At 50.6% G+C, this 23,651-nt stretch carries 20 protein-coding genes; 12 read left to right on the top strand and 8 right to left on the bottom strand.

Translation table 11 applies throughout. The features are described from left to right. Window positions 1–173 precede the first annotated feature (173 nt). A complete protein-coding gene (gene fumB / locus A9180_RS18355) occupies window positions 174–1,820 on the bottom strand; it encodes a class I fumarate hydratase (RefSeq protein ID WP_064530004.1) in 1,647 nt (548 codons plus the stop codon). A 198-nt stretch (window positions 1,821–2,018) separates the two neighbouring features. Here fumB and manA point away from each other — a divergent pair, with 198 nt between their 5' ends. Then, window positions 2,019–3,194 (top strand): mannose-6-phosphate isomerase, encoded by a 1,176-nt coding sequence (gene manA, locus A9180_RS18360; protein ID WP_064530005.1) that lies wholly within the window; start codon window positions 2,019–2,021, stop codon window positions 3,192–3,194. Window positions 3,195–3,293: 99 nt separating this feature from the next. After that, on the top strand, window positions 3,294–4,802 hold the full coding sequence (locus A9180_RS18365; protein ID WP_064530006.1) for a YdgA family protein: 1,509 nt from the start codon (window positions 3,294–3,296) through the stop codon (window positions 4,800–4,802). Window positions 4,803–5,027: 225 nt separating this feature from the next. On the opposite strand, the gene uidC is transcribed toward A9180_RS18365, so the two are convergent. The 6 genes from uidC to malI all read right to left on the bottom strand — a co-directional run bounded on the left by uidC (window position 5,028) and on the right by malI (window position 12,626). Further along, window positions 5,028–6,293 carry a glucuronide uptake porin UidC gene (gene uidC / locus A9180_RS18370; protein ID WP_064530007.1) on the bottom strand — a complete coding sequence of 422 codons (1,266 nt, stop codon included), beginning with the start codon at window positions 6,291–6,293 and terminating at the stop codon, window positions 5,028–5,030. Window positions 6,294–6,331: 38 nt separating this feature from the next. Continuing rightward, complete coding sequence (uidB, locus tag A9180_RS18375; RefSeq protein WP_064530008.1) at window positions 6,332–7,705, bottom strand: glucuronide transporter; 1,374 nt, start codon at window positions 7,703–7,705, stop codon at window positions 6,332–6,334. Continuing rightward, window positions 7,702–9,513, bottom strand: a complete 1,812-nt coding sequence (gene uidA / locus A9180_RS18380) for a beta-glucuronidase (protein WP_064530009.1) — start codon at window positions 9,511–9,513, stop codon at window positions 7,702–7,704. Before uidA ends, uidB begins: the two co-directional genes overlap by 4 nt. 383 nt (window positions 9,514–9,896) lie before the next feature. Further along, window positions 9,897–10,484 carry a DNA-binding transcriptional regulator UidR gene (gene uidR / locus A9180_RS18385; protein WP_064530010.1) on the bottom strand — a complete coding sequence of 196 codons (588 nt, stop codon included), beginning with the start codon at window positions 10,482–10,484 and terminating at the stop codon, window positions 9,897–9,899. Window positions 10,485–10,718: 234 nt separating this feature from the next. Next, the gene (gene hdhA, locus A9180_RS18390; protein ID WP_064530011.1) at window positions 10,719–11,486 is read right to left on the bottom strand and encodes a 7-alpha-hydroxysteroid dehydrogenase; all 768 of its coding nucleotides are present in this window, start codon (window positions 11,484–11,486) and stop codon (window positions 10,719–10,721) included. Between the two features lie 111 nt (window positions 11,487–11,597). After that, the gene (gene malI / locus A9180_RS18395; protein WP_064530012.1) at window positions 11,598–12,626 is read right to left on the bottom strand and encodes a mal regulon transcriptional regulator MalI; all 1,029 of its coding nucleotides are present in this window, start codon (window positions 12,624–12,626) and stop codon (window positions 11,598–11,600) included. Window positions 12,627–12,800: 174 nt separating this feature from the next. Here malI and malX point away from each other — a divergent pair, with 174 nt between their 5' ends. The 3 genes from malX (at window position 12,801) to add (ending at window position 16,680) form a co-directional block, all read left to right on the top strand. After that, window positions 12,801–14,393 (top strand): PTS maltose transporter subunit IICB, encoded by a 1,593-nt coding sequence (gene malX / locus A9180_RS18400; protein WP_064530013.1) that lies wholly within the window; start codon window positions 12,801–12,803, stop codon window positions 14,391–14,393. A 9-nt stretch (window positions 14,394–14,402) separates the two neighbouring features. After that, window positions 14,403–15,575, top strand: coding sequence for a bifunctional maltose regulon transcriptional repressor/cystathionine beta-lyase MalY (malY, locus tag A9180_RS18405; protein WP_064530014.1), 1,173 nt, complete (start codon window positions 14,403–14,405; stop codon window positions 15,573–15,575). A 103-nt stretch (window positions 15,576–15,678) separates the two neighbouring features. Continuing rightward, window positions 15,679–16,680 carry an adenosine deaminase gene (gene add, locus A9180_RS18410; RefSeq protein ID WP_064530015.1) on the top strand — a complete coding sequence of 334 codons (1,002 nt, stop codon included), beginning with the start codon at window positions 15,679–15,681 and terminating at the stop codon, window positions 16,678–16,680. A 35-nt stretch (window positions 16,681–16,715) separates the two neighbouring features. Here add and A9180_RS18415 read toward each other — a convergent pair whose 3' ends face one another. After that, window positions 16,716–17,756: an oxidoreductase gene (locus tag A9180_RS18415; RefSeq protein ID WP_064530016.1), complete on the bottom strand. Its 1,041-nt coding sequence runs from the start codon at window positions 17,754–17,756 to the stop codon at window positions 16,716–16,718. A gap of 242 nt (window positions 17,757–17,998) precedes the next feature. Between A9180_RS18415 and blr the strand changes: the two genes are divergently transcribed. The 7 genes from blr to rsxD all read left to right on the top strand — a co-directional run bounded on the left by blr (window position 17,999) and on the right by rsxD (window position 23,649). After that, window positions 17,999–18,124: a division septum protein Blr gene (gene blr, locus A9180_RS18420; RefSeq protein ID WP_032147885.1), complete on the top strand. Its 126-nt coding sequence runs from the start codon at window positions 17,999–18,001 to the stop codon at window positions 18,122–18,124. Between the two features lie 272 nt (window positions 18,125–18,396). Further along, complete coding sequence (gene ydgT / locus A9180_RS18425) at window positions 18,397–18,612, top strand: transcription modulator YdgT (protein WP_064530017.1); 216 nt, start codon at window positions 18,397–18,399, stop codon at window positions 18,610–18,612. A gap of 86 nt (window positions 18,613–18,698) precedes the next feature. Then, window positions 18,699–19,139: a DUF2569 domain-containing protein gene (locus tag A9180_RS18430; RefSeq protein ID WP_064530018.1), complete on the top strand. Its 441-nt coding sequence runs from the start codon at window positions 18,699–18,701 to the stop codon at window positions 19,137–19,139. A gap of 76 nt (window positions 19,140–19,215) precedes the next feature. Beyond that, entirely contained in the window at window positions 19,216–19,797 is a 582-nt protein-coding gene (gene rsxA, locus A9180_RS18435) for an electron transport complex subunit RsxA (protein ID WP_000133193.1), read from the top strand. After that, on the top strand, window positions 19,797–20,375 hold the full coding sequence (rsxB, locus tag A9180_RS18440; RefSeq protein ID WP_000991809.1) for an electron transport complex subunit RsxB: 579 nt from the start codon (window positions 19,797–19,799) through the stop codon (window positions 20,373–20,375). The genes rsxA and rsxB overlap by 1 nt, the downstream gene beginning before the upstream one ends. Further along, window positions 20,368–22,590 (top strand): electron transport complex subunit RsxC, encoded by a 2,223-nt coding sequence (gene rsxC, locus A9180_RS18445; RefSeq protein WP_064530019.1) that lies wholly within the window; start codon window positions 20,368–20,370, stop codon window positions 22,588–22,590. The genes rsxB and rsxC overlap by 8 nt, the downstream gene beginning before the upstream one ends. After that, window positions 22,591–23,649, top strand: a complete 1,059-nt coding sequence (gene rsxD, locus A9180_RS18450; protein WP_064530020.1) for an electron transport complex subunit RsxD — start codon at window positions 22,591–22,593, stop codon at window positions 23,647–23,649. Window positions 23,650–23,651: the final 2 nt, after the last annotated feature.

Genomic DNA, 23,651 nt, shown 5'->3' on the forward strand with positions numbered 1-23,651 from the left:
GCCGCCCCTAAGTGAAGGGCGGCTCATATTGTTAACAAAGTGCGTGTTGTTTATGCCGGATGCGGCGCGAACGCCTTACTCAGCCTACAAAATATTGCAAATTCAACAAGTTATTAATTCATTTGTAGGCCTGATAAGTGTAGCGCATCAGGCAAATATCACTCTTACCCAGTTTATTTCACACAGCGGGTACACTGCGTGAGTTGTATCTGCTGGAAGAAATCATTTCCTTTGTCATCCACAAGAATAAATGCCGGGAAATCTTCCACCTCGATTTTCCAGATAGCTTCCATTCCCAGTTCAGGATATTCAACACATTCCAGGCTCTTAATACTTCCCTGCGCCAGCACTGCCGCAGGGCCGCCGATACTGCCGAGATAGAAGCCGCCATGTTTTTTACAGGCATCCGTCACCTGCTGGCTGCGGTTACCTTTCGCCAGCATGATCATGCTGCCGCCCTGCGATTGCAGTTGATCGACGTAAGAATCCATCCGTCCGGCGGTCGTTGGGCCAAGCGAACCGGAGGCATAACCTTCCGGCGTTTTTGCCGGACCCGCGTAGTAAATCGGATGATCTTTGATGTATTGCGGTAACCCTTCGCCGTTGTCCATGCGCTCTTTCAGTTTGGCATGAGCGATATCTCGACCGACGATAATAGTGCCGTTAAGCGACAACCGCGTTGAAACAGGATACTGAGACAACTGTGCGAGGATCTCTTTCATTGGACGGTTAAGGTCAACACGTACCGCTTCGCCTTCTCCCGCTTTGCGCAGTTCTTCAGGAATATATTTGCCTGGATTTTGTTCCAGTTTTTCGATCCAAATCCCCTGGCGGTTGATCTTCGCTTTGATATTGCGGTCAGCAGAACAGGAGACGCCCATGCCAATCGGGCAGGATGCGCCGTGGCGTGGAAGGCGAATAACGCGAATGTCATGGGCGAAATATTTCCCGCCAAACTGCGCGCCCAGACCGAGATTTTGCGCTTCAATCAGCAATTCGTTTTCCAGCCCCACATCGCGGAACGCCTGACCGTGCTCGTTCCCTTCCGTTGGCAGCTCGTCATAGTATTTCGCAGAAGCCAGTTTTACCGTTTTAAGGTTAGTTTCCGCTGAAGTTCCGCCAATAACGAACGCAATATGATACGGAGGACACGCCGCCGTACCCAGCGTGCGCATTTTCTCAACCAGGTAATTTTTTAGTTTCCCTGGCGTCAGTAACGCTTTGGTTTCCTGATAAAGATACGTTTTGTTGGCCGAACCGCCACCTTTGGCCATGCAGAGGAATTTGTACTCGTCGCCATCAACAGCATAAAGATCGATCTGCGCTGGCAGGTTAGTACCGGTATTCACCTCTTTATACATATCCAGCGGCGCGTTTTGCGAGTAGCGCAGGTTATCTTCGATGTAAGTGTTATAGACACCGCGCGCCAGAGCCGCTTCGTCGCCACCACCGGTCCATACACGCTGCCCTTTTTTACCAACGATAATCGCAGTGCCGGTGTCCTGACAGGTCGGCAGAACACCTTTTGCGGCGATATCGGAGTTACGCAGGAATTGCAGCGCCACATATTTATCGTTTTCGCTGGCTTCCGGGTCACGCAAAATGTCGGCTACCTGCTGTTGATGGGCCGGACGCAGCATGAATGACGCATCATGAAAAGCCTGACGCACCAGAAGAGTTAACGCTTCTGGCGCAACTTTCAAAATCTCCTGCCCTTCAAATTCAGATACGCTGACATGTTCGCTGGTCAGCAGGTAGTACTCAGTATCATCTTTTTTGAGTGGGAAAGGAGCCTGATAATGAAAGGGTTTGTTTGACATTGTTCTCTCACTTACTGCCTGGTTTGGTTATGCTCTGGGCGGGTGTTCCATTGCCCTGTTAAAAGCGAGTAACAATATCCTACACACTTTTTTAACAAAAACTGAGACAAGTACGACTTTTTGCGGCTCCAGGTTACTTCCCGTAGGATTCTTGCTTTAATAGCGGGATTAATTTCCACATTTAAACAGGGATTGATCATGCAAAAACTCATTAACTCAGTGCAAAACTATGCCTGGGGCAGCAAAACGGCGTTGACTGAACTTTATGGCATGGAAAATCCGTCCAGCCAGCCGATGGCCGAGCTGTGGATGGGCGCACATCCGAAGAGCAGTTCACGTGTGCACAATGCCGCAGGAGATATCGTTTCACTGCGTGATGTGATTGAGAGTGATAAATCGACTCTACTTGGAGAAGCCGTTGCCAAACGCTTTGGCGAACTGCCTTTCCTGTTCAAGGTATTATGCGCAGCCCAGCCGCTCTCCATTCAGGTGCATCCGAACAAACGCAATTCTGAAATCGGTTTTGCCAAAGAAAATGCAGTCGGTATTCCGATGGATGCCGCCGAGCGTAACTATAAAGATCCTAATCACAAGCCTGAGCTGGTTTTTGCCCTGACCCCTTTCCTCGCGATGAACGCATTTCGTGAGTTTTCCGAGATTGTCGCCCTGCTTCAGCCAGTCGCGGGCGCGCATCCGGCCATTGCTCACTTTTTGCAGCAGCCTAATGCCGAACGTTTAAGCGAACTGTTTGCCAGCCTGTTAAATATGCAGGGTGAAGAAAAATCCCGCGCGCTGGCGATTTTGAAATCGGCGCTCGACAGTCAGCAGGGCGAACCGTGGCAAACTATCCGTTTAATTTCTGAATTTTACCCGGATGACAGCGGACTGTTCTCCCCACTATTACTGAATGTAGTGAAATTGAATCCTGGCGAAGCGATGTTTCTGTTCGCTGAAACGCCGCACGCTTACCTGCAAGGCGTGGCGCTGGAAGTAATGGCGAACTCCGATAACGTGCTGCGTGCAGGTTTGACGCCAAAATATATCGATATTCCAGAGCTGGTTGCCAACGTGAAGTTTGAAGCCAAACCGGCCAACCAGTTACTGACCCAGCCCGTGAAACATGGCGCAGAACTGGACTTCCCGATTCCGGTTGATGATTTTGCCTTCTCGCTGCATGACCTTAGCAATGAAGAAACCACCATCAGCCAGCAGAGTGCCGCCATTTTGTTCTGCGTTGAAGGTGAAGCGATACTGTGTAAAGGTTCTCAACAGTTACCGCTTAAACCGGGTGAATCAGCTTTTATCGCCGCCAACGAGTCACCGGTGACAGTGAAAGGCCACGGGCGTTTAGCGCGGGTTTACAACAAACTGTAAGAGCTTACTGAAATTATTAACATCTCTTGCTAATCTTATTAAAGGCTTATAACACTTCAGGCGGCCAGTCCGCCTGATTTCATTTTATGGATAATCATTATGAATAAATCGCTGGTAGCGGTAGGTGTCATTGTTGCACTCGGCGTAGTCTGGACAGGCGGCGCATGGTACACAGGCAAGAAAATAGAAACCCATCTCGAAGACATGGTCGCGCAGGCGAACGCACAACTTAAACTGACAGCACCTGAATCCAACCTGGAAGTGAGTTATCAAAACTATCATCGCGGCGTATTCAGTAGCCAGTTGCAACTGGTAGTGAAACCCATCGCGGGGAAAGAAAATCCGTGGATTAAAAGTGGTCAGAGCGTCATCTTCAACGAATCTGTTGATCATGGTCCCTTCCCTCTGGCCCAGCTGAAAAAACTGAATCTGATCCCGTCGATGGCGTCGATTCAAACCACTCTGGTCAATAACGATGTAAGCAAACCACTGTTTGATATGGCAAAAGGCAAAACACCTTTTGAGATTAACTCCCGCATTGGGTATAACGGCGATTCCAGTTCCGATATCTCTCTCAACCCTCTGAATTACGAACAAAAAGATGAAAAAGTTGCCTTTAGCGGCGGTGAGTTCCAGTTAAATGCTGACAGAGACGGTAAAGCCATCTCCCTTTCCGGGGAGGCGCAAAGTGGTCGGGTGGACGCGGTTAACGAATACAACCAGAAAGTGCAGTTAACCTTTAATAATCTGAAAACCGACGGTTCCAGCACGCTGGCAAGTTTTGGTGAGCGTGTCGGTAACCAAAAACTGTCGCTGGAAAAAATGACCATTTCAGTGGAAGGCAAAGAACTGGCCCTGCTGGAAGGCATGGAGATCAGCGGTAAATCGGACCTGGTCAATGATGGTAAAACGATCAATAGCCAACTGGATTACTCGCTAAATAGCCTGAAAGTTCAGAATCAGGATCTGGGTAGCGGCAAGCTGACCTTAAAAGTCGGCCAGATCGACGGTGAAGCCTGGCATCAGTTTAGCCAGCAGTATAACGCGCAAACTCAAGCGCTGCTGGCACAGCCAGAGATTGCCAACAATCCTGAACTTTATCAGGAGAAAGTGACGGAAGCCTTCTTTAACGCCCTGCCGCTGATGTTGAAAGGCGATCCGGTGATTACTATCGCGCCATTGAGCTGGAAAAACAGCCAGGGTGAAAGCGCGTTGAATTTGTCGCTGTTCCTGAAAGATCCGGCAACGACTAAAGAAGCGCCGCAGACACTGGCTCAGGAAGTTGATCGCTCGGTTAAGTCTCTGGAGGCGAAACTGACCATTCCGGTCGATATGGCAACTGAGCTGATGACTCAGGTGGCGAAGCTAGAAGGATATCAGGAAGATCAAGCTAAAAAGCTGGCGAAACAGCAAGTTGAAGGTGCATCAGCAATGGGCCAGATGTTCCGTCTGACCACCTTGCAGGACAACACCATCACCACCAGCCTGCAATATGCTAACGGTCAGATCACGTTAAACGGGCAGAAAATGCCGTTGGAAGATTTTGTTGGTATGTTTGCAATGCCAGCATTAAACGTTCCGGCTGTACCGGCAATCCCGCAGCAGTAATAAACTGCCAAAACGCCGGAGAATTTTCTCTCCGGTGTGTTCATCTGATTACAAACAAAATATTGCCTGATGCGCTACGCTTATCAGGCCTACTTTATCCTGCAACATTTCGAATTTATGAACCTTTGTAGGCCGGATAAGGCGTTCACGCCGCATCCGGCATAAACGACGCGTATTTTGTCAACAATCTGAAACGCCGAAGAATTTTCTCTCCGGCGATTTTTCTCACTTCAGCATAAAATCATACTGAATGCTCATTTTCACATCCCAGTAATTCAGGCGATCGCCCAACGCACTGCCGTCGCGCTTTTCCCGTCCTTTATCGGCTGCAAGAATAAAATTCATCCCTTGTAGCGGCCCTTCACTAACCCGATAGTTCACGCCACCCAAGATGCCTGCGCCTTCAATCCGCACATCTCGTTTACTGGATTCATAGCCGCGGGTCACAATCGGCGCAAATGTCAGCGTAAATTGCGGAGTTAAACGATAATTGACACCCAATTGCCAGGACTGCATACCTTCGCGGTTACGATCAAGACTTAATGAAAAGGGATAGCCAATGTCGGTGTCCACCACAGCGCCATTCATCGCATGACGCAAATAGCCACCACTACCAAATACGCTTCCCCATGGCGCGCTCCAGGTCAATTGCCCACTCACCAACGCCATTTCATTGGGCTGGTGGGTATTACGACTTAAGCCTTCGAGTTGCGCATAAAAGCCGAGCAACTCCCCTTTCAGCGCATAATCCTGAGCGAGCGGAATGCTTTTCTCCAGAATACTTTGTATCTGGTTGGAAACATCTTTCTGTACCGATGCCCCCAGCGAATAGCGACTGGTATCATCATGCCAACTGGCGGCGAAAAAAGAACGTGCGCGATGTTTATCGTATTTTCCCGTCTGACTGTTATAGACCCCTTCATCACGAATACCGGTTGTTGAGTCGGTCCACAAAAACACTCGTGAACGCCACATTCCCCACAGTTCGATATTGGGTGTTAAAGCCCAATAACCTAATGCCCCTTCAGAAACAGTCGGTAATGTACGTTGCGAACTGCTGGCTATTAACGGAATACGATAAGGTAAGCTGCCATAACTATAATCCGTCCCGAAGCGACCTAATTTAAGCAGGCTATTTTCACTGGGTTTTATTTTTACTGCCCCAAGGGCAAAGCCAAAACTTTTATCACCATCAAGATACCAACGGGTACTCATATCAGCACGAGCACCTAATTTATAAACATAATACGCCCCGCCTTCAACGCCAATAATATTGGAATAATAACCACTATTGAAATCGAGCAATCCTCCCTGTACCCATGCGTAAATGTCTCTTCCCGCGCCAGCACTGGGCTTATCAGCCCTGCGCAATTCGTTTTTCAGCCTGATGCGTAGTCCCGCTTCATCGTCAGCCAGTTGTGCAGCGTAAGCGGTGGTAAGGCCAGAGGCAGCCGTCAGGCAAATAACGGCCATGGCCACTATTTTTCTCATAGTTGCACCTTTGATGTTCTGATTATTTTTATAGAATATTAATTAGTGATATCGCTGATTAATTGCTGCTGCATTTGTTTGCGATTATCAATTTCAACGACTATTTCTTTGAATTTTTTATCCGTGAGTGGGTAAAACCAGATTATGACAAATGCCAGTAGCATAAACCCGCAGGGTACTAAGGCAATTGATGTGCGGATCCCCATAATAACTTCTGGTGTTTGCACCTGATTTGCAATATATCCGCTTAATCCCAAAATAAAGGCCGGAATTGAACCTCCTATTGCCTGGCCGCATTTGCGCGTAAATGAGAATAGCGAATAGGTAAGTCCTTCAATCCGTACACCAGTCAGGTATTCACCGTATTCTACGGTATCAGCTTCCAGCGCCCACATCACAGTCATGGTAATGCCCTGACCAATTGAGGCAATGGCTAACGCAACCAGTGCCATCGGCAGCGACCAGACGGATAACCAGAAGAACAGCAGGTAACCACAAGTCCCCAGCAGAGCGCCAATCAGGAAGGTATTCTTTTTACCGATCCTGGCGACCATTCCTGGCACCAGCGGCGCCGACGCCACTGTACCGACCAGGTTCTGGACCAGCACCAACACCGTGAACAGTCCTGCATCATTCAAAACATAGCGTACGTAAAATAACGACGAGGCACTGACCGCGAAGGTCGAGATCAGCACACACAGCGCACCAATGCACAGCATAAACAGTGGGCGATTTCGTTTCAGCGTTTGCAGACTAATCTTCAACGAAGGCTGCGCCACAATACGCACCACGTTTTCACGCGTCGATTTAAAGCAGATAAAGTAGAGCCCCATTCCGGCCATTACCAGCGCAATCGTCCAGAAATGGTACACCGATACCATCTCCTCCGGGCTGGAGTTCTTAATGCTCGGTCCGATCAGAAAAGCCAGGCAGACAAAAGTCAGCGAAGCGGCTATCCCGCGAGCCGCCCCTAGACGGGCGCGGGACTGCGGTTGTTGGGTCATCGCGGTTGCAAGTGAACCATAAGGAATATTGCCCAGGCTGTAGCAAAGCCCGAGGCCCATGTAGGTCAAATATGCATACACTACTTTGCTGCTGTGACTCCAGTCGGTCGGCACCCAAAATACCAGCACGCTGAAGATCATTAACGGCGCAGTGCCAAAGAGCAAAAATGGGCGGAATTTTCCCCAACGGGTATTCACACTGTCCACCACACGTCCGGCGAGAACGTCTGCGAAAGCATCAAACACCCGCACCAGTAACAGCATGGTACCCGCCGCAGCGGCACCGACGCCTGCGACGTCGGTGTAGTAACTTAACAGGAAGAGCGCCCCCATAGCGAAGGCGAAGTTATTGGCGACGTCACCGAGGCTGTAGCCGACGATGGTGCGCCAGGAGAGTTGTTGATTCATTGTTTGCCTCCCTGCTGCGGTTTTTCACCGAAGTTCATGCCCGTCCAGCGTTTTTGCAGCAAGAAAGCCGCCGATTTAGGTTTGCGGTCGCGTGTGAAGATCCCTTTCTTATTGCCACCAACGCGCATAATGCCCTGCGAGGTTGCAAAATCAGCGAAGTTCCATACCTGTTCACCAACAACGGCGCTGACGCGATCAAAGACGCGGTGGTACATATCCAGCCAGGCGCACTGATACTCTTCACTCCACATATCGGTATACATCGAGTGCAGACCCGCTAACGTATCCACGCCGTATTCGGTGATGATAATCGGCTGATGGAGTTTCTCCTGCCAGGCCAGCAGTTCCTTTTCCAGTACCTTCTCTGCCGTTTCCAAATCGCCGCTTTGGACATACCAACCGTAATAACGGTTAAGACACAGCACATCGAAGAGATCGCTGATGGTATCGGTGTGAGCGTCGCAGAACATTACATTGACGCAGGTGATCGGTCGCGTCGGGTCGAGTTTTCGCGTTGCTTCCGCCAGTGGTGCGAAATATTCCCGTGCACCTTGCGGACGAGTATCCGGCTCGTTGGCAATGCTCCACATCACCACGCTAGGGTGGTTTTTGTCACGCGCAATCAGTTCTTTAATCGCTTGTAAGTGCGCCTGCTGGGTTTCCCCGTTGACCGCCTCTTCGCTGTAGAGTTCTTTCGGCTTGTTGCCCGCTTCGAAACCAATGCCTAAAGAGAGGTTAAAGCCGACAGCTGCAGTTTCATCAATCACCACAATGCCATGTTCATCTGCCCAGTCGAGCATCTCTTCAGCGTAAGGATAATGCGAGGTACGGTAAGAGTTGGCCCCAATCCAGTCCATTAATGCGTGGTCGTGCACCATCAGCACGTTATCGAATCCTTTACCACGTAAATCTGCATCTTCATGGCGACCAAAGCCAGTGAAGTAGAACGGTTTGTGGTTGATCAGGAACTGTTCGCCCTTCACTGCCACTGACCGGATGCCGACGCGCAACGGGTAGATATCGCACTCTGTCTGACTTTTGGCGGTGACGCACAGTTCATAGAGATAACCTTCACCCGGCTGCCAGAGGTGCGGATTCACCACTTGCAAAGTCCCGCTGGTGCCTTGTCCAGTTGCAACAACCTGTTGATCCGCATCACGCAGTTCAACGCAGACATCACCATTTGCCACCACCTGCCAGTCAATAGACGCATGGTTACAGTCTTGCGCTACATGCGTCACCACGGTGATATCGTCTACCCAAGTGTTCGGTGTGATGTAGAGCATTACGCTGCGATGGATCCCGGCGTAGTTAAAGAAATCATGGAAGTAAGATTGCTTTTTCTTGCCGTTTTCGTCGGTAATCACCATTCCCGGCGGGATAGTCTGCCAGTTCAGTTCGTTGTTTACACAAACGGTGATACGTACACTTTTCCCGGCAATAACATATGGAGTGACATCAGCTTCAAACGGCGTATAACCCCCCTGATGCTCCATCACTTCCTGATTGTTTACCCACACTTTGCCGTAATGAGTGACCGCATCGAAACGCAACACAATACGCTGGCCCGCCCAACCTTTAGGAACAAAGACTTCGCGTTGATACCAGACGTTACCCACGTAATTACGAATATCCGCGTCGGCGAACTGATCGTTAAAACTCCCCGGCACAGCAATTGCCCGGCTCTCCTTTAACGCACCTTCCCACCAACGCTGATAGATTCCACCGTTTTCCCGGTCCAGGCTGAATGCCCACAGGCCATCGAGTTTTTTGATTTCACGGGTTGGGGTTTCTACAGGACGTAACATAAGGGACTCCTCATTAAGATAAAAATACTGGTCAACCTTTAATCTGATTAGTTAACCAATTCTGTGATGCACACAGTTATCAGTGAGAAACCCATGGAAGAGAAATGGAAATAAAAAGAACTGACACCGCGATCAAAAAACCAAAAACTGCAATACCCACAGCGTGATATGGATCGCATTAATCTTTAAAACAGCGTTGACAGAAGGCACAAAATAAGCAATCGAACGTTCGTTCGAGCACCTTTAAAACGATAAATTCCCATGACATATGGTTTCGACGAATGTTTTAGTGGGATTTTCGACCAGGAGAGAACGTTTTTTGTTCAGCAGCGTTGGGGCATTAAATGCGGGCTCTCTCTTCAGCGGCCCGCGGAAAGTGAGGATCAGGATGCGGTCAAGATACCGCCAATCATCGCGCGCAGTCCCTGGGCAAATAACGCTTCTTGCGCCAGGTCTTCCGCTTCGATATCGGCCAGCACGCCATAGGTCAGATCCAGCAGTAAACGGGAGGTCATTGCCGTGTTAATGTCAGGGCTTATCTCGCCTTTTTGCTGGGCATCCCTCATGCGCTGGGCAATAAATTCCGTGATAGTCAGATGCTTATTCTTAAGCATGGTGGCAACCTGTGGATTGCGCATCCCTTCTGCCATAATTTCGACCACCAGCGCCCGTTGTCCAAAGGCTTCATGGGTGAGAGAGACTATCGACTCGACCATGTAGTCAACGAAATGGATCCCTTCAATCGGTTCCCGGAAGCGGGCCAACGCCCTCTCCTGGTCCTGGAGAATAATCGCCTGGATCAAGGCTTCTTTCGAAATGAAGTGGTGATAAAGGGTCCCGGGACTGATGGCGCAGGATTTACAGATGGCTTTCATTGAGGCACTGTGAAATCCATTTTCTGAAAAAATCTCTCTGGCAGCATTGAGGATCCGGGTCCGTGTCGGTTGTGCTTCAGTCTGCATGTTATCCATCGTTAAACCAATATAGTTAGCATGAATAACTAGTTTACCGCGTTGTCCGGTGAGCGCCTATCATTGCTGTTGAATAGTGCGAAGGCACACCCGTTTCGTTTACTATTTACACGATAATTGGTCAACCAACAGGCGAAATTTGGCTGCCAGTTGTCTGACAGAGCCTTTTTACTACCTCTACAAGCGGTGTCGGTAAACAACACTCACTCGGTTGTTTACCGACCTGTTCGCGTATTAATTAAGTTCCTGCACCCCACCGCCGGAGACGGTGAGTATTTGCCCGCTTATCCAGCTGGCAGCAGGTGAGCAGAGGAACAGCGCCGCATTGGCAATATCTTGAGGTTGGCCCAGACGCCTGATTGGCGTGTGCTGCAACATTTTCTGTTCAATTTCTGGTGTAATAACGGATTTCAGAGCATCAGTTAATATTGCCCCAGGCGCTATGCCATTCACCCGAATATTTTTTTCACCCAGGTCAAACGCCATATTCCTGATCAGATGGCTGGCCGCAGCTTTAGATGACGCATAGGAGGTCATGTTTTTATTTTTATTTTCTGCCGCCATAGATGTGATGGTTAAAATAACGCCTCCGCCATTTTTTTCCATTTCAGGCGCAATGAGTTGTGACAGATGGAAAAAAGAAAACACATTCAGCTCATAAGCGCGGCGGAAATCCGCCATTGGCATATCAAACGGCTTAGGACCACCACCACCAGCGTTGTTAACCAGAATATCCACTTTGCCCAGTTTGCTGATGGCAAAGTCTGCCAGAGCAGATAACTCCTGTTCGGAAGTAATATCACAACGCCAGGCAAATGCCTGCCCACCCAACTGTTGAATCTCATCTACAACATAATTTGCTGCATCGGCGTTAATATCACTAACCACCACAGATGCGCCCGCTGTCGCGAATGTAACGGCGATTTCTTTACCGATACCTGCGCCCGCACCAGTGATGATGGCACATTTTCCGTCGAGTCTCAGGTTGTCAGAATTAAACACATAAACCTCCTGTGAACTTCAGTAAAAATAAAAGGCACCGCCTGTGTGCCACATTTTTTATCATTAACCTCGGGGAAAGGACACTACCAGGTATAGCAGATAAAGCGCTGATTACTTCGCCGTAATGAGCCGCGCGGGAATAATTAGATTACGTGAATGTGTCTCTTCATGGGATATTTTTTGCATCATGCGATCCGCTAGTGTCGTACCAAGTTCCCTGGCTGGCGTGCTGGCCCAGATAACAGGTATATCATCGAGCGCGGTTTGCGCCGCATCGGTAAATGCCGCCAGCGAAACCTGTTGTTCAAAGTAACGATCGACTCCGCTCTCCCCGCTTTGCCGCCCTGCTTTCAGCAAACCAAACCATGCCCCCATCGCTATGGTTTCGTTGTAGCAAACCACGGCACTGATGGTCGGGTTATGACGCAAAAGCGCCGTGATAGCTTCCGCAGCTTGCTTCTGGCTGGAAGCGCACTCCAGCACCCAATCGCTGTGAAACGGCAGGCCGAATTTTAATAATGTCGCACAGTATCCCCCCACTCGCTCCGCACGAGTCAGAGAAGAACTTTGCCCTCCCAGCCAGGCGATACGCTGATGCCCATTGCGAATGAGATGCTCCGTCAATAACTGAGCTGCCTGCATGTTGTCCGGTCGAACAGTATCAACATCATCAAGATAACTGGCGCGGGAAGCGAAAATAACCGGGATGCCTTTTTCTTCTGCCATCCGCCGCAGGTCATCACTGCTTCCCGCCGCACCGGCAATGACGACACCATCGACGCCCTGGTTCAGTAACAGCGAAAATCGCTGGGTCAGTTGCTCGCCATCTTTACCGCCGTGGAGTAAAAAAACCATCCGCCCCTGCGCTTCCAGTGCCTCTGTCAGCCCGGCAGTTAATTCAGCATAAAACGGCGCAGACAAATCACGCACGATTAAACCAACCACACCACTCTGACCGCCGCGTAGTGCCGACGCCTGGCGATTGCGCACAAAACCGAGTTCTTCAATGGCGGCGTTAACCCGTTCCCCTGTAGCGGTAGATATTCGCCCTTTACCACTAAGCACCAGCGAAACGGTACTGACCGAGACTCCCGCAGCCAACGCAACATCATGAATGGTGATTTTTTTGGCGGTAGCCATGCAGATGACTTACTCCCTGATTATGTGACAGATAAAACGTTTTACCTTTTATTTATCTTATACCCGCTATTATCGTTGCGTAATGTGATTTATGCCTCACTAAAATTTGATAAAACGTTTTATCTTCTCGCGCAATTTACGGAATCCAGATTGTTCTCTACGAGGAGTCGTTTTATGACGGCGAAAGCAGCACCAAAAGTCACACTGTGGGAATTCTTCCAGCAGCTAGGCAAAACCTTTATGTTGCCCGTGGCGTTACTGTCGTTTTGCGGCATTATGCTGGGGATTGGCAGCTCGTTAAGCAGCCATGATGTCATCACCTTGATCCCTGCACTGGGTAACCCGCTATTGCAGGCTATCTTTACCTGGATGAGCAAGATTGGCTCATTTGCTTTTAGTTTCCTGCCAGTGATGTTCTGTATTGCGATCCCGCTTGGCCTGGCGCGCGAAAACAAAGGTGTGGCGGCCTTCGCTGGTTTCGTCGGTTACGCAGTGATGAACCTGGCGGTGAACTTCTGGTTGACCAATAAAGGTATTCTGCCAACCACCGATGCAGCCGTGCTGAAAGCGAATAACATTCAAAGCATTCTCGGGATCCAGTCGATCGACACGGGGATCCTCGGTGCGGTAATCGCCGGTATTATCGTCTGGATGCTGCATGAGCGTTTCCACAACATTCGCCTGCCAGATGCGCTGGCGTTTTTCGGCGGTACGCGCTTCGTACCCATTATCTCCTCGCTGGTGATGGGCCTTGTCGGCCTGGTGATTCCATTAGTCTGGCCGATTTTCGCCATGGGTATTAGCGGCTTAGGCCATATGATCAATAGCGCGGGTGATTTCGGACCGATGCTGTTTGGTACCGGTGAACGTCTGCTGTTGCCGTTTGGTCTGCATCACATTCTGGTGGCATTAATTCGCTTTACCGACGCAGGCGGCACGCAGGAAGTCTGCGGTCAAACCGTCAGCGGCGCACTGACCATCTTCCAGGCGCAATTAAGCTGTCCGACCACTCACGGTTTCTCTGAAAGCGCCACACGTTTCCTCTCGCAGGGCAAAATGCCTGCATTCCTTGGCGGTCTGCCAGGCGCCGCGTTAGCCATGTATCACTGTGCTCGCCCGGAAAATCGCCATAAAATTAAGGGGCTGCTGATTTCTGGTCTGATCGCCTGTGTCGTTGGCGGTACTACCGAGCCGCTGGAGTTCCTGTTCCTGTTTGTTGCGCCGGTCCTGTATGTGATCCACGCGCTGTTAACCGGCCTCGGTTTCACCGTTATGTCCGTTCTTGGCGTCACTATTGGCAATACTGACGGTAATATCATCGACTTTGTGGTGTTCGGTATTCTGCATGGCCTGTCAACCAAGTGGTACATGGTGCCGGTAGTTGCGGCTGTCTGGTTTGTTGTTTACTACGTCATCTTCCGTTTCGCTATCACCCGCTTCAATCTGAAAACCCCAGGCCGCGACAGCGAAATTGCCAGCTCAATCGAAAAAGCCGTTGCCGGTGCGCCGGGTAAATCAGGTTACAACGTTCCGGCAATCCTTGAAGCCTTAGGCGGTGCCGACAATATTGTCAGCCTCGATAACTGCATTACCCGCCTGCGTTTGTCTGTGAAAGATATGTCGCTTGTTAATGTGCAGGCACTGAAGGACAATCGGGCAATTGGCGTAGTACAACTTAATCAACATAACCTGCAGGTGGTTATCGGGCCGCAAGTTCAGTCAGTAAAAGATGAAATGGCCGGTCTGATGCGGACTGTTCAGGCATAAGGATAAGATATGTTCGATTTTTCGAAGGTCGTGGATCGTCATGGCACATGGTGCACGCAGTGGGATTATGTCGCTGACCGTTTCGGCACTGCAGACCTGTTACCATTCACGATTTCAGACATGGATTTTGCCACCGCTCCCTGCATTCTAGAGGCGCTGAATCAGCGTCTGATGCACGGCGTGTTTGGCTACAGCCGCTGGAAAAACGATGAATTTCTCGCGGCTATTGCCCACTGGTTTTCCACACAGCATTACACCGCCATTGATACGCAGTCGGTGGTGTATGGCCCTTCCGTTATCTATATGGTGTCGGAACTGATTCGTCAGTGGTCCGCTGTCGGTGAAGGTGTGGTGATCCATACCCCAGCCTACGACGCATTTTACAAAGCCATTGAAGGTAATCAGCGCACAGTAATGCCCGTTGCTTTAGAGAAGCGTATTGACGGCTGGTTTTGCGATATGGGGAAACTGGAAGCCGTGTTGGCAAAGCCGGAGTGTAAAATTATGCTCCTGTGTAGCCCTCAGAATCCTACCGGTAAAGTCTGGACTTGCGATGAACTGGAGACAATGGCTGACCTGTGCGAACGCTATGGTGTGCGCGTTATCTCCGATGAAATCCATATGGATATGGTATGGGGCGAGCAACCGCATATTCCCTGGAGTAATGTAGCTCGCGGCGACTGGGCGCTACTGACTTCTGGTTCTAAAAGTTTCAATATTCCGGCCCTGACCGGGGCTTACGGGATTATTGAAAATAACGACAGCCGGGAAGCGTATTTGTCGGCCCTGAAAGGCCGTGATGGGCTTTCCTCTCCTGCGGTGCTGGCGTTAACCGCTCATATCGCTGCCTATCAGCAAGGCGCACCGTGGCTTGATGCCTTACGCACCTATCTAAAAGATAACCTGACGTATATCGCAGATACGATGAACGCCGCGTTCCCGGAACTCAACTGGCAGATTCCCCAATCCACTTATCTCGCATGGCTTGATTTACGTCCGCTGAACATTGATGACAACGCGTTGCAAAAAGCCCTGATTGAACAAGAAAAGGTCGCAATCATGCCGGGATATACCTACGGTGAAGAAGGCCGTGGCTTTGTTCGTCTCAATGCCGGATGCCCACGTTCGAAACTGGAAAAAGGTGTCGCTGGATTAATTAACGCCATCCGGGCTGTACGCTAATTGCGATTGCGCAACGTAAATAATCGTTGCGCAATCGTAGATTTTTACCCTGCTTTGTTTTTATAATGGTGCGCACTTTTATATCCAGAAAAAGAGTGCGACCATGATTGATACCACCCTGCCATTAACTGATATCCATCGCCACCTTGATGGCAACATTCGTCCCCAGACCATCCTTGAACTTGGCCGCCAGTATAATATCTCGCTACCTGCACAATCCCTGGAAACGCTAATTCCACACGTTCAGGTCATTGCCAACGAACCCGATCTGGTGAGTTTTCTGACCAAGCTTGACTGGGGCGTTAAAGTTCTTGCCTCACTCGACGCATGCCGTCGCGTGGCGTTTGAAAATATTGAAGATGCGGCCCGAAACGGTCTGCACTATGTCGAACTGCGTTTTTCGCCAGGTTATATGGCGATGGCGCATCAGTTGCCTGTCGCGGGCGTTGTCGAAGCCGTTATTGATGGCGTACGTGAAGGTTGCCGCACCTTTGGCGTGCAGGCGAAACTCATCGGCATTATGAGCCGGACCTTTGGCGAAGCTGCCTGCCAGCAAGAACTGGAGGCATTTTTAGCCCACCGTGATCAGATTACCGCGCTGGATCTGGCCGGTGATGAACTTGGTTTTCCGGGAAGTTTGTTCCTCTCCCACTTCAACCGCGCGCGTGATGCAGGCTGGCATATTACCGTTCACGCTGGTGAAGCTGCCGGGGCAGAAAGTATCTGGCAAGCTATTCGTGAACTGGGAGCTGAACGCATTGGGCATGGTGTAAAAGCCATTGAAGATCGGGCGCTGATGGATTTCCTCGCCGAGCAACAAATTGGCATAGAATCCTGCCTGACCTCTAATATTCAGACCAGCACCGTGGCATCTCTGGCGGCGCATCCGCTGAAAACGTTCCTTGAACATGGTATCCGTGCCAGTATTAACACCGACGATCCCGGTGTTCAGGGCGTCGATATCATTCACGAATATACCGTTGCCGCACCCGCTGCAGGTTTATCTCGCGAGCAAATTCGCCAGGCGCAGATTAATGGTCTGGAAATGGCTTTCCTCAGCGCAGAGGAAAAACGCGCACTGCGAGAAAAAGTCGCTGCGAAGTAAAAGAAATGGATGGTGCTAATTGCACCATCCCCTTTTCACGCAAGACACAAAGTCGAACGATGTTTGGCGGATTCGATGCCCAGCTCAATCAGCTCCATCACCTGAATGGCCTGACTTGCTGGCACCGGGTTTTCGCCATCGCCATTCAACGCATCGCGAATAGCCGCATAATACGCCGGATAATTCCCCGGCACGGTCAACAGCGTTTCTTCAACACGTTCCTCGCCTTCAACGCGGGTAAGGACACCGTCACGCATATCGTAGCCCCAGTCTTCCTGCGGCAGACGCTCACCATTTTTCAACCGCTCTTCCTGTGGATCGAGGCCATATTTAACATAGCTGCCACGGGAGCCATGCACGATATAGCGCGCTGACTCAGCTGCCGCCAGCATGGTGCCGTGTAAAATGACCCGACGCTGTGGGTAGGACAAAATGGCGTGGAAATAATCGGTCGACTGCGCTCCGGGGCGTAACTGTGCTAAATCTACAGTCATGCTGACAGGTAAGCCAAAAAGCGTAATAGCTTGATCAAGCAAATGCGGTGCCAAATCATACCAGATACCGCTGCCAGGGCCGCCCTGTTCACGCCAGCGGTCGCGCACCTGTGGCCGGAAGCGGTCGAAATGAGACTCAAAGTACGCAACTTCACCCAGCGAACCTTCCGCGAGCAAACCTTTTAGTGTCAGAAAATCGCTATCCCAGCGACGATTATGAAACACTGACAATACGCGACCCAGACTTTTTGCCAACGCATCCAGTTCTCGAGCTTGTGACAGTGTCACGGTAAAAGGTTTGTCGACAACCACATGTTTGCCTGCTTCAAGCGCCGCTTTGGCTAACGGGAAATGGGTATCGTTTGGTGTGGGAATGACAATCAAGTCTATGTTGGGATCATTAAAGAGATGCTTTGGTTCAGAGACAACCGTCACTGTTGGCCAGTCGGCCTTGACTTTTGTTTCGTCACTGCTGGAAATTACTGCCAGTTCTAGTCCGGGCGTGCCCGCAATCAGGGGCGCATGGAAGGTTTTGCTCGCATAACCATACCCAATCAACCCAACACGGATGTTGTCGCTCATGTCATTGCCTCTTAGAGAAGTACGATCGCTATTTGACACTATCCTTTACCCTCTCTCAACAGTTTAATAACCTGTCCGCAATAAGGGATGTTATTTAACTTAAGTCAAAGAAATGGCGAATTTTCTAATGATAAAAGATAAATATCGTAAAAACCTCAGCAAAAATCTTGCTGGAGCAATTATTGCTAAGTAACATTTAGCGCCTGAAGTTAATGGATCACTCAACATAGATGTGGGCAGTAATGAATCGTCTTATTGAATTAACAGGTTGGATCGTTCTTGTCGTTTCAGTCATTCTTCTTGGCGTGGCGAGTCACATTGACAACTACCAGCCGCCAGAACAGAGTACACCGGTACAACATAAGTAATACCTGCACCTGCAGACCAGCATGCAGCCCGTCCGGATGCATGTTTTAACTTGCCGGGTATTAAACCAGGAATTTATTATCTAGTAGTGTGTTGTTGGCGATTGGCAGGGATAGTAAAGCGCGTTACTCTTTTCATGACAGTATTTCATCCCTGAATATTTACTATCAGCGCATTCTTATTATTGTTATTACATAAGCGTTCACTTTTGGTGAAGTTTTATCATTACATATAATACCTACCACTTTGGTATTAATTATTTTATGGGCCTTTTATGACTGTTCAGGACTACTTATTAAAATTTCGCAAAATCAGTTCACTCGAAAGCCTGGAAAAACTCTACGATCATCTTAATTACACACTGACGGACGATCAGGATCTTATCAACATGTATCGCGCCGCCGATCACCGCCGCGCAGAGCTGGTGTCTGGCGGGCGTTTGTTTGACCTGGGCCAGGTACCGAAGTCCGTCTGGCACTACGTCCAATAAAGAAAGTAGCGATCGATTATAAAAGCCTTATAATAACGCCCCTAAAATTAGATTTGCCTGTTTGCTGTCGCTATTCTGGAGAACCTATGACCACCACAACGCCACAACGTATTGGAGGCTGGTTGCTTGGCCCTTTGGCCTGGCTGTTAGTCGCTCTATTGAGTACGACGCTGGCGCTGTTACTGTATACCGCAGCGTTATCTTCTCCTCAAACATTTAAAACGCTCGGCGAACAAGCACTAACAACGCAAATCTTATGGGGCGTTTCTTTTATTACCGCCATCGCCATGTGGTATTACACTTTGTGGTTGACCATCGCTTTCTTTAAACGTCGGCGTTGTGTTCCTAAACACTATATTATCTGGCTACTGATCTCCGTATTACTGGCGGTTAAAGCCTTCGCTTTTTCGCCAGTTGAAGATGGCGTAGCCGTGCGCCAGTTGTTGTTTACTTTGCTGGCAACCGCATTGATAGTCCCCTATTTCAAACGCTCGTCGCGGGTCAAAGCGACGTTTGTGAATCCGTAATAACCTTACAGTTAACCTGTTGTCGCCTGCTCTGGATTAACGGATAATAGGCGGCTTTTTTATTTCAGGCCGAAAAATGACTGACTACCTGTTACTGTTTGTCGGAACTGTACTGGTCAATAACTTTGTACTGGTTAAGTTTCTGGGCCTCTGTCCGTTTATGGGCGTTTCCAAAAAGCTGGAAACGGCAATGGGGATGGGGCTGGCAACAACATTTGTGATGACGCTGGCGTCAATCTGCGCCTGGCTTATCGACACGTGGATCTTGATTCCACTCAATCTGATTTACCTGCGCACGTTAGCGTTTATTTTAGTGATCGCTGTAGTCGTGCAGTTCACCGAGATGGTGGTGCGTAAGACCAGCCCGGTGCTTTATCGTCTGCTGGGGATTTTTCTGCCGCTTATTACCACCAACTGTGCGGTGCTTGGCGTTGCGTTGCTGAATATTAATCTTGGGCATAATTTCTTGCAGTCGGCGCTGTACGGTTTTTCCGCAGCTGTCGGCTTCTCGTTGGTGATGGTGCTTTTTGCAGCCATCCGCGAGCGCCTGGCTGTGGCTGATGTCCCGGCACCTTTTCGTGGTAATGCCATTGCGCTGATTACCGCAGGTCTTATGTCTCTGGCCTTTATGGGCTTTAGTGGTTTGGTGAAGTTGTAATGAATGCTATCTGGATTGCCGTTGCCGCCGTAAGCCTGCTGGGCCTGGCGTTTGGCGCCATTCTGGGTTATGCCTCCCGCCGTTTTGCGGTGGAAGACGATCCGGTCGTTGAGAAAATTGACGAAATTTTACCGCAGAGTCAGTGTGGTCAGTGCGGCTATCCTGGCTGTCGCCCGTATGCGGAGGCTATCAGTTGCAACGGTGAAAAAATCAACCGCTGCGCCCCTGGTGGCGAAGCTGTAATGCTGAAAATTGCCGAGTTGCTCAACGTCGAGCCACAGCCGCTGGATGGTGAAGCGCAAGAGTTGACGCCTGCCCGTATGGTAGCGGTTATCGATGAAAATAACTGTATTGGCTGCACTAAGTGTATTCAGGCGTGCCCGGTGGACGCCATCGTCGGCGCTACCCGTGCAATGCATACCGTCATGAGCGATCTGTGCACAGGTTGTAATCTGTGTGTAGACCCATGCCCAACGCATTGCATCTCCTTACAACCGGTTGCAGAAACGCCAGACAGCTGGAAATGGGATCTGAACACCATTCCCGTGCGCATCATTCCCGTGGAACACCATGCTTAAGTTATTCTCTGCTTTCAAAAAAAATAAAATCTGGGACTTCGATGGCGGCATTCATCCACCGGAGATGAAAACTCAGTCCAACGGTACTCCCCTGCGCCAGGTTCCGCTGGCGCAGCGATTTGTTATTCCACTGAAACAGCATATTGGCGCTGAAGGCGAGCTGTGCGTTAACGTTGGTGATAAGGTACTGCGCGGGCAGCCACTCACTCGTGGACGCGGCAAAATGCTACCGGTTCACGCACCAACGTCTGGCACCGTTACGTCTATTACGCCCCACACGACTGCCCATCCATCGGCATTAGCTGAATTAAGCGTGATTATTGATGCCGATGGCGAAGATTGCTGGATCCCGCGTGACGGTTGGACCGATTACCGCTCACGCTCTCGGGAAGAGTTAATTGAACGTATTCATCAGTTTGGCGTCGCCGGGCTGGGTGGTGCGGGCTTCCCGACAGGCGTTAAATTGCAGGGCGGCGGCGATAAAATCGAAACGTTGATCATCAATGCCGCCGAGTGCGAGCCGTATATTACCGCCGATGACCGCCTGATGCAGGATTGCGCCGCCCAGGTCGTGGAAGGTATTCGCATTCTTGGGCATATTCTACAGCCACGAGAAATTCTGATCGGAATTGAAGATAACAAACCGCAGGCGATCTCCATGCTTCGCGCGGTGCTGGCGGATTCCCACGATATTTCTCTGCGGGTGATTCCAACCAAATATCCTTCCGGCGGCGCCAAGCAGTTAACGTACATCCTGACCGGAAAGCAGGTTCCCCACGGCGGTCGTTCATCAGATATCGGCGTGTTAATGCAAAACGTCGGCACAGCTTACGCCGTGAAACGTGCCGTTATTGATGGCGAGCCGATTACCGAGCGTGTCGTGACGCTGACTGGCGAAGCAATTGCACGCCCTGGCAACGTCTGGGCACGACTGGGTACGCCGGTCCGTCATTTATTGAACGATGCAGGATTCTGCCCTTCTGCCGATCAAATGGTGATTATGGGCGGCCCATTAATGGGCTTTACCTTGCCGTGGTTGGATGTCCCGGTCGTCAAAATAACCAACTGTTTACTGGCACCTTCTGCCAATGAACTTGGCGAACCACAGGAAGAACAAAGCTGCATCCGTTGTAGCGCCTGTGCAGATGCCTGCCCTGCTGATCTTCTGCCGCAACAATTGTACTGGTTTAGCAAAGGCCAGCAGCACGATAAAGCCACCACACATAACATTGCCGATTGTATTGAATGCGGGGCCTGCGCGTGGGTTTGCCCAAGCAATATTCCTCTTGTGCAATATTTCCGTCAGGAAAAAGCCGAGATTGCCGCCATTCGTCAGGAAGAAAAACGCGCCGCAGAGGCAAAAGCGCGCTTTGAAGCTCGTCAGGCACGTCTGGAACGTGAAAAAGCCGCACGTCTTGAACGACACAAGAACGCGGCGGTTCAACCTGCGGCCAAAGACAAAGATGCGATTGCTGCAGCACTGGCACGCGTAAAAGAAAAACAGGCCCAGGCCACAAAACCTATCGTGATAAAAGCTGGCGAACGCCCGGATAACAGCGCGATTATTGCGGCACGGGAAGCACGTAAAGCGCAAGCCAGAGCGAAACAGGCTGAATTGCAACAGACTAACGAAGCCGCAACCGTTGCCGATCCTCGTAAAGCGGCAGTGGAAGCCGCAATTGCTCGTGCTAAAGCACGCAAGCTGGAACAACAGCAAGCAAACGCAGAAGCAGAAGAACAGGTTGACCCGCGCAAAGCTGCCGTCGAAGCGGCTATCGCCCGCGCCAAAGCGCGCAAACTGGAACAGCAGCAGGCTAGCGAAGAGCAGGAAGAACAGCTTGACCCGCGTAAAGCTGCCGTCGAAGCGGCTATCGCCCGAGCCAAAGCGCGCAAGCTGGAACAACAGCAGGCTAGCGAAGAGCAGGAAGAACAGCTTGACCCGCGTAAAGCTGCCGTTGAAGCCGCTATCGCCCGAGCCAAAGCGCGCAAGCTGGAACAGCAGCAGGCTAGCGAAGAGCCAAAAGAACAGGTTGACCCGCGCAAGGCTGCCGTTGAAGCCGCTATTGCCCGCGCTAAAGCGCGCAAGCTGGAACAGCAGCAGGCTAACGAAGAACCAGAAGAACAGGTTGATCCGCGCAAAGCGGCAGTTGCCGCGGCTATCGCCCGCGTTCAGGCAAAAAAAGCCGCCCCGCAGAAGGTTGTAAACGAGGACTAAATGGTATTCAGAATAGCTAGCTCCCCTTATACCCATAACCAGCGCCAGACATCGCGCATTATGTTGCTGGTACTGATCGCAGCCGTGCCCGGAATCGCGGCACAACTTTGGTTTTTTGGCTGGGGTACTCTCGTTCAGATCCTCCTGGCGTCGTTCAGTGCACTGTTAGCCGAAGCTCTTGTGCTGAAACTGCGCAAACAGCCTGTTTCCACAACCTTAAAAGATAATTCGGCGCTTTTAACCGGGTTGTTACTCGCCGTAAGTATTCCGCCTCTCGCACCGTGGTGGATGGTTGTGCTGGGTACGGTGTTTGCGGTGATCATCGCTAAACAGTTGTATGGCGGTCTGGGACAAAATCCGTTTAATCCGGCGATGATTGGCTATGTGGTATTGCTGATCTCCTTCCCGGTGCAGATGACCAGCTGGTTGCCACCGCATGAAATTGCGGTCAACATCCCTGGTTTCATTGACGCAGTACAGGTTATCTTCAGCGGTCATACTGCCAGCGGTGGTGATATGAACACACTTCGCTTAGGTATCGATGGCATTAGCCAGGCGACGCCGCTGGATACGTTCAAAACTTCCGTACGCGCCGGTCATTCAGTTGAGCAGATTATGCAGTATCCAATCTACAGCGGTGTTCTCGCGGGCGCTGGCTGGCAATGGGTAAACCTCGCCTGGCTGGTTGGTGGCGTGTGGCTGCTATGGCAGAAAGCGATTCGTTGGCATATTCCGGTCAGTTTCTTAGTGACACTGGCTCTGTGCGCTACGCTGGGTTGGTTGTTCGCCCCCGAAACACTGGCGTCACCGCAGATTCATCTGTTGTCTGGCGCGACCATGCTCGGCGCATTCTTTATTCTGACCGACCCAGTAACCGCGTCTACCACCAATCGTGGTCGTCTGATTTTCGGTGCGCTGGCGGGCTTATTAGTCTGGCTGATCCGCAGTTTCGGCGGCTATCCTGACGGCGTTGCCTTTGCTGTCCTGCTGGCGAACATCACGGTTCCTCTGATCGATTACTACACGCGTCCACGCGTATACGGCCATCGCAAAGGATAAAC

The sequence above is a fragment of the Escherichia sp. B1147 genome (assembly GCF_001660175.1).
Classification (GTDB): domain Bacteria; phylum Pseudomonadota; class Gammaproteobacteria; order Enterobacterales; family Enterobacteriaceae; genus Escherichia; species Escherichia whittamii.